This window comes from Zarconia navalis LEGE 11467, from assembly GCF_015207075.1.
GTDB lineage: Bacteria > Cyanobacteriota > Cyanobacteriia > Cyanobacteriales > Geitlerinemataceae > Zarconia > Zarconia navalis.
This window is the reverse complement of sequence record NZ_JADEXN010000310.1, coordinates 1-6502: the sequence shown is the minus strand read 5'-3', so window position 1 is coordinate 6502 and position 6502 is coordinate 1. Positions and strand designations below refer to the sequence as shown.

The 6502-nt window shown below is 45.6% G+C and carries 7 protein-coding genes and 1 pseudogene; 1 reads left to right on the top strand and 7 read right to left on the bottom strand.

Annotated elements, in window-relative coordinates; all coding sequences use genetic code 11:
* Positions 1 to 460 (top strand): annotated as a pseudogene (locus IQ235_RS15520) (primosomal protein N'); the annotation flags it as partial.
* A 193-nt stretch (positions 461 to 653) separates the two neighbouring features.
* On the opposite strand, the gene IQ235_RS15515 reads toward IQ235_RS15520, so the two are convergent.
* The 7 genes from IQ235_RS15515 to IQ235_RS18950 all read right to left on the bottom strand — a co-directional run bounded on the left by IQ235_RS15515 (position 654) and on the right by IQ235_RS18950 (position 6314).
* Positions 654 to 866 (bottom strand): hypothetical protein, encoded by a 213-nt coding sequence (locus IQ235_RS15515; protein WP_264322348.1) that lies wholly within the window; start codon positions 864 to 866, stop codon positions 654 to 656.
* Positions 867 to 1122: 256 nt separating this feature from the next.
* A complete protein-coding gene (locus tag IQ235_RS15510; RefSeq protein WP_264322347.1) occupies positions 1123 to 1566 on the bottom strand; it encodes a DoxX family protein in 444 nt (147 codons plus the stop codon).
* 65 nt (positions 1567 to 1631) lie between these two features.
* Positions 1632 to 2009, bottom strand: a complete 378-nt coding sequence (locus IQ235_RS15505) for an NAD(P)/FAD-dependent oxidoreductase (protein WP_264322346.1) — start codon at positions 2007 to 2009, stop codon at positions 1632 to 1634.
* A 45-nt stretch (positions 2010 to 2054) separates the two neighbouring features.
* Positions 2055 to 2915 carry an NAD(P)/FAD-dependent oxidoreductase gene (locus IQ235_RS15500; RefSeq protein ID WP_264322345.1) on the bottom strand — a complete coding sequence of 287 codons (861 nt, stop codon included), beginning with the start codon at positions 2913 to 2915 and terminating at the stop codon, positions 2055 to 2057.
* Between the two features lie 318 nt (positions 2916 to 3233).
* Positions 3234 to 4943, bottom strand: a complete 1710-nt coding sequence (locus IQ235_RS15495; RefSeq protein ID WP_264322344.1) for a GUN4 domain-containing protein — start codon at positions 4941 to 4943, stop codon at positions 3234 to 3236.
* Positions 4944 to 5028: 85 nt separating this feature from the next.
* Positions 5029 to 6138, bottom strand: a complete 1110-nt coding sequence (locus IQ235_RS15490) for a DUF6887 family protein (protein WP_264322343.1) — start codon at positions 6136 to 6138, stop codon at positions 5029 to 5031.
* Positions 6135 to 6314 carry a DUF6888 family protein gene (locus IQ235_RS18950; protein ID WP_405196687.1) on the bottom strand — a complete coding sequence of 60 codons (180 nt, stop codon included), beginning with the start codon at positions 6312 to 6314 and terminating at the stop codon, positions 6135 to 6137. Before IQ235_RS18950 ends, IQ235_RS15490 begins: the two co-directional genes overlap by 4 nt.
* Positions 6315 to 6502: the final 188 nt, after the last annotated feature.

Genomic DNA, 6502 nt, shown 5'->3' with positions numbered 1-6502 from the left:
GACTCAGGTCGCGGGACGGGCGGGACGGGGAGACGATCCCGGTCAGGTGATTTTGCAAACCTATTCCCCGGAACATCCCGTAGTGCAAGCGGTGCAGCGTCACGATTACCACTCGTTCATCACCAGCGAACTCGAACAGCGAGAAGCCCTCAGTTATCCCCCCTGCGGTCGGTTGATTCTGTTGCGGCTGACGGGGGTGGATGAGACGGAGGTGGGGGAAAGTGCCGATCGCATCGCTACGGCGTTGCAACCCCCTGAAGAAGGCAGCTACGACGTTCTCGGCCCGGTTCCCGCCCCAGTGATGCGCGTCGCCGATCGATTTCGCTGGCAAATCTTGCTCAAATTCCCCCTTTCCGAATCGGTAGAGTTGCCGGAGTTGCCGGAGTGGGAAAACTTGCGATCGCTTTGTTCTGGGCGAGTGAGTTTGGCGATCGATGTCGATCCTCTGAATTTTAAGTGATGGGGGAGGAAGGCGATCGCGCTGCGAGTTTTTACTGCTTGTCTCGATCGAACCCACCCCTAACCCCTCGCGCTTAGGGGAACTAGAAAGGGCAACTAGAGAACGGGTCTCAAATCGATCGGCGTTTTCCACATCTTACTCCCCTCCTGGGAGGGGCGGGGGGTGGGTTCGGGCTTCCCAATTTGCCGGAACATCATCCATCTTTTCGATAAACCTTCGCCGACGCTCTCATCCAAATAAACGCTGCGGTGAGGAAGGGGATAAAGAAAAACAGGCCTCCCGAGAGTAGCGGGTGTTCTCGAACGCCGGTTACCGTTGCCATGGCCGTAATCCCCAAGCCGCAGTAGATTAAGCCAGCGATCGGAATTCCCAGAGCGAAGAAGAAAAGTTTGGTATCTGAATTCATTCTTTTGCCCCGATTTCCGATGTCTTTAGCTTACTACATCCGAGCAAAACCCACAGGATCGATCGTCTCGGGGTCAGAACTCACCAAAGCCTTTCGGGCGCTCAGTAATAAGTAATAAGTCATATAGATTAAGCTCGCATCAAGCGGAACCTGCGCCTCTTCATTAATACAAAAAATTAGCTCGAATTCGTTCGTTGAATTCTCTAATTTTAAGCACAGGTATTACTTATTACTTATCACTTATTACTTATTTAAATTAACCTTTCTTTCGACGAGCAAGCCAACGATCGACAGAAAAGACATTAAACGTACTACCCGCAAGCAAGATAAATAGCACTAAACAGTAGATAAGTTGAGAGCTAGCCGCATCCCAATTTTGAATGAGCGTGACACCATAGGTTAACATTATCATCAAGCCAAATAACGTCACTAAAGAAGCTCGGGTGGCGAACCCCACTGCGAGCAATCCCCCAGCAATTAGCTCGATAATTGGCACCAAAAATGCGGGACCTCGGACGAGGGGATCGGGAATAAAGGTATTCTGAAATAAATCGACCATGGATTGAGCAAAGGCTGGAATATTTCCCATGCGAGTAAACCCATGATTGAAATAGTTAACCCCTAAGAGAATTCGTAATAACGTGTAAGCTAAAACAATATCGCGGCGACGCAGTGAATTGGAGAAAGGATTGAGACTCATATTGGGTATCGAGGTTAGTTGAATTAAGTTTTGGGCAGAACGTTTAATTTTAATTCGAGCTTATTTTAGATTTTTTTGTCTTTCAGCTTATTTGATAAGTTACTATTTTTTAATCCAAAAATGTGTAGCAGCGCTCTATATTTCGTCAAATAATCTCGAATCCAACTCACAAGAACTAACCACCGATTCGAGAGGCCGGGAAGGTAATAGAGGTGAATTCCCAACCACAGGAACCAGGCTAAAAATCCCCTGACGCTAATTTTATTAAACAGATACGCCACCCCGGCATTGCGGGCGATAATTGCCGCTCTACCTTTATCGAAATAATCGAAGGTCAGGGGAGCGCGTCCTTGTAATTGTCGCTTGATATTGGCTGCCACGGTCGTTCCCTGTTGGAGCGCTTCGGGAGCCACACCGACGAGCGGTTCTCCGTCTTGGGTCACGTAGGCGACATCGCCAACCCCGTAGACACAAGGATACTCGGGAAACTATAAGGTCGATCGCACGACCACTTTCTTCTGGGTTGCCGTGGGCACTTCTGCGGTTGTATTCGGTCGATGGGCTTCGACTCCCGCCGTCCAGATGACGGTTGCCGTCTCAATTGTCGTCCCATCTTCTAAGGTTACACCCGTTGGCGCGACCGCTCGCACCCGAGTTTGGAAATGGACGCGGACACCGCGACGGCGCAGTTGACGGTTGCTGTAGCGGCTCAAACTCTCGGGAAAATCCGCTAAAACGCGATCGCCCGATTGTAATAAGATAACGCGCACCGGAGCCGATATCGAGTAGTTTCGGCACAGTGTCCCCTCCACCCAATCCACCACAGCACCGGCAAGTTCGACTCCCGTGGGCCCGCCACCGACGATAGTAAAGGTCAGCAATTGTGAGGCGATATCGATATCGCTTTGGTGTTCGGCTTCCTCGAAACAGCCCAGAATCTGCTCTCGCAACCTCACCGCATCTTCGAGGGTGTTCAGTCCGAAGCTGTATCGCGCCGCGCCTTCCACCCCGAGGAACCGAGTCCGAGCGCCCGTTGCCATTATTAGGTAATCGTACTCCACATTTGCCACGTCGGTTTCGACAACCCGGCGATCGAAATCGACGCGGTTCGCCTCGGTCATTAAAAAGCAAGCGTTGGGAATGCGGCGCAGCACCCGGCGGAGGGGATAGGCAATCTGTTCGGGGGCAATAAACCCCGTCGCCACTTGATACAGGAGAGGGATGAAGGTGTGGTAGTTACTTCGATCGATTAACAAAATCTCGACCGGGATTCTCGCAAGCTGGCGAACGGCCCTCAAACCGGCAAATCCCGCACCAACCACCACCACTCTCGGTTTTCGAGATTTCATTTACCGCACTACCATCAAGAGACTTTGCACAAACCATTGTTGTAGCTGGTTTTGGGAAGAGCGATCGTCAGCAAAGATACCAATGGATGTGCACCTCACGATCGGTGATGGTTTATCGATGGAAAAATGACCGTTTGAGAATTGATGGGAGCAAAAGGGGCGATCGGTTTTTGGTCGAATACTCGGTCATTATAGCGACGCACCCGTTGGAAGCCAAGCCGTTGCATCTGGTAGGGTTATCTGGCGGTGAGTGGGTAGATACCGTCGAGGGTTTTGGGGGTGTAGTCGAGGATGGTGCGAGTTGCGCGATCGCAAAAGTTATTGGTGCAAGGATTCAAACTTGGACATCAAACGAGCAAAACGCTTAGGTCCATGACCCCATTTACGACTACACCATGTCCTAGAGTATGGAAGATGCCCTTCGCAAGCATCCAAGTTAAAAGTCAGCTTTTTATATGGAATCCATTTCTGATTATCTGGCTTATTAATTTGACACCATCCTACCTGCTCGCCAAAACGGTAAACATTCTCCTTATCCTTCTGAGTGCTATCTTCATTGTCTTTTGAAAACAAGCGACGTATAAAACCATACATAATTGGTGTGGAGATTATCTTTTTCCAAATATTGTGTTGGAGACTTATTCCAAACTTATTATCGCTGTACTTCATCCATAGCGAGTCAATCATTTCAAGTAGCTTAATATCGAGTTCCTCGACATCTTCAATTTCCAAACCCGGACTATTTATTTTATTCCTAGAAGTTAGGACGATTTGTTTTGTTTCCTTATCTGCTTCTCGCCAGCTTTTTAAAGACAAGAGAGTTTCTAGATGAGCACAACTAACTTGCTTTTTCTGAGATTTATTCTGTAAGATACTAGGCTGTTTTATGTCAAGTAGAGTTCTTGTATTTTCTTGCCATTGAAATAAATTTCCATCGGCAACTTGCATAAAAATTACAGGAGTCGCAAAATCTCGTGTACGATACCGTTTTGGACTCAAAGCTATTGCATATCGACTTTCTTGTACAGCAACATCTACTGGTTTACCTTCTGCCAACTCTTTGTAAAAACGGCAGGAAAACTGACTAGCCGTACTATTTGAAACTTCATATTGCATCGCGATGACAACAGGCACGTTTTGTTGTACGACTCTCGATGCTAAACCAACAAATGGTTGAGACTCAGATAGTGCGCCACTCTCACAAGCTTGTAGTACCAAAATTCCACGCCAGTTTCTAGTAAATAAGTTACTAAAGTCGTTGGCATCTTCCCAACTCACACCTCCAAATTCATCAACAAAGGCAATTTGTCCCACATTTTGGTGATTTTCATCAGACAAGCGACCATGTCCGATAAAATGGAATATATGAGGCTTTTGTTTCAATATAGAATCAACAGCTTTCGGATTAGCCGCTCTAACAATTGGAAGTAACTCTACTCTATGAGCTTGCTCGCTTGCTAGATTTTCTAATTCTACTTTTACTTTTTCGTAAACGACCGGATTTAAACCTTGAGGTTCAGCAATAACTAAAGCAATTCGGAGCTTTTCATTCGGTTGTAACGAGATGGGGTCTGCTACTTTACATTGCGTTCGACGACGAGAAAAGGCTAAATTAGGAGCTGTTGCTAACCATACAGAACCGGAGTTAGCTTTCTGGGGTAAGCACATAAATTCCCAGGGTAAGGCAGCTAATTCTGGCATGAGTTTTTCGTTAATATCTAACTCAATGCGAATTCTTTTTTGTTCCTTACGAATAATTAGATCGTAAAAATCAATAAAATTTTGACAAAGCACATCATCAAATAAACTATCGAATAATGCTTCGCCTAATAATTTAGATTGCCTCGATTCGTTAAGTTGCTTATTTTTTGAAAGTTGCAGTAGTTCACGAGCTTCATCAGTCAGTTTATCTAAACGTAGTTTTCCTGATGGATTTTCGAGAACTCGATCGTTCAAATCTCGCTTTTCAACTTTTACATCCTGATGATTTTCAATCTTAATTCGATAAGTGTAATATGAATTCTGCATAAAAGACTGTGAGGAAAATGTGGAGAAACACAAAGATCGAGCACACCCCACGCCAAAGTCATCTCTGTAAAGCAAACCCAGTCTTTTATAAATTAGCAGTTGCTTGAGGCAACCGCAATGTCCACTTTTCAGCATCTCCACGAGAAAACTGACTTGCTACCTCATCTTTACGTCGCAGTAAGTTTTGAAATCGATCTGCTAACTCGCTGAATACATCCCGAATCTCAGCCGTCAACCAATTCATACTTGGTTCAGCCCAAACCGTACCGCGTAAACCGATAGATTTAATGTTTTGAGGCACCTTGAACACAATCGCAAACTGCACTGTTGTCAGTTTCAACAAATCGGGTTCCTGAATATACCAGTAACAAGTTGAGTTTCCCTCACCTTGAGCCACAATATCGAAGCGACCGGCATTATAATCATAGTTGGGAATTGCAACCAATGCTTTGAGTTTGCTTTTGCTAGCAACATTAGCTTTGAGATTACCGGGAATATTTTGGAGTACCGCAGTATTCGATGTATCGAGTCCAATACTCCAATCTAAGTTTTCATTCAACCCTAAATTCATCCCGGTTTCTAAATTCATCACCGTTCGCCATTGACTCTTCGGAAAAATGGCATGGACGATCGGTTCGTTTTTACCTTTGGGACTAAAGTCTAACTCACAGCATAACTGTCGGAAACGAGCGCCCGGTTGAGGACGAAGATCGACAGATACTGTCATATAATAAAAGTTATATCCATCGCGCATTTGTTGGCGAACAATGTGGCTTAGTTCAACCCCCACTTCCTGAAATGTCTCTTCGGTGAGTAATATCAAACTATCTCTCGGATTACCAAAACAAACTTGGGTTTGACGCAGGCGATCGATTGCCGTTCCCCCTACATCTAACTTGGTTCCCCCAGCGAGAGTTCCTTCCCAGGTTTTAACTTCTTCAAATAATGAAGCAAGTAAGGTTTCAGCTTCTTGAAGATTCGGTGGAATAATTCGATTTTCCTGAAAATCTTTTCCCAGTTTCTCAACCACAATACTTTGAATCTCTTCCGGTGACATCGATGCAGTATAAGTTTCTGAGGAAGATTGAGCCGTTAATCGATCGACAAGCGCCTCAAATGCCTCTTTATCATTTTGATGAGCGATTGCATAAGCCCGTAACTCGGCTTTGCTCATGGTCTCGAAATTGGGTTTCACGATAAAAACTCCCAGTTTCCACTACGACGAATTAGAATTTCAATATTGTCCCCAGCCAAGATAAAAAGATTTCCCGTGCGTTCGTCGAGACGGACCATGTAGATTGGCTGGTAAGCATTAGTCAAGGCTTGACATACATAGATGCACTTCAGCCCTTGCTCTGATGTGGGAAGAATAGCGACTCCTCAAACCAACTCGGATGATTCCTTGAGTTTACTGTACTCGATCGAAAATTGTTAAACCAGTGATTTCGTAGGATGTGTTAGACGGCGAAAAATCTTGACATTTGCCGGAAACTCAACAATCCGTCGTAACGCATCGCAATCGGTAGAGCAAACCAGAGATTTTGGGGATATCTAAAAAC

Coding starts and splice junctions, on each gene's coding strand:
- IQ235_RS15515 (WP_264322348.1), bottom strand. CDS start 866: ATGAATTCAGATACCAAACTTTTCTTCTTCGCTCTGGGAATTCCGATC.
- IQ235_RS15510 (WP_264322347.1), bottom strand. CDS start 1,566: ATGAGTCTCAATCCTTTCTCCAATTCACTGCGTCGCCGCGATATTGTT.
- IQ235_RS15500 (WP_264322345.1), bottom strand. CDS start 2,915: ATGAAATCTCGAAAACCGAGAGTGGTGGTGGTTGGTGCGGGATTTGCC.
- IQ235_RS15495 (WP_264322344.1), bottom strand. CDS start 4,943: ATGCAGAATTCATATTACACTTATCGAATTAAGATTGAAAATCATCAG.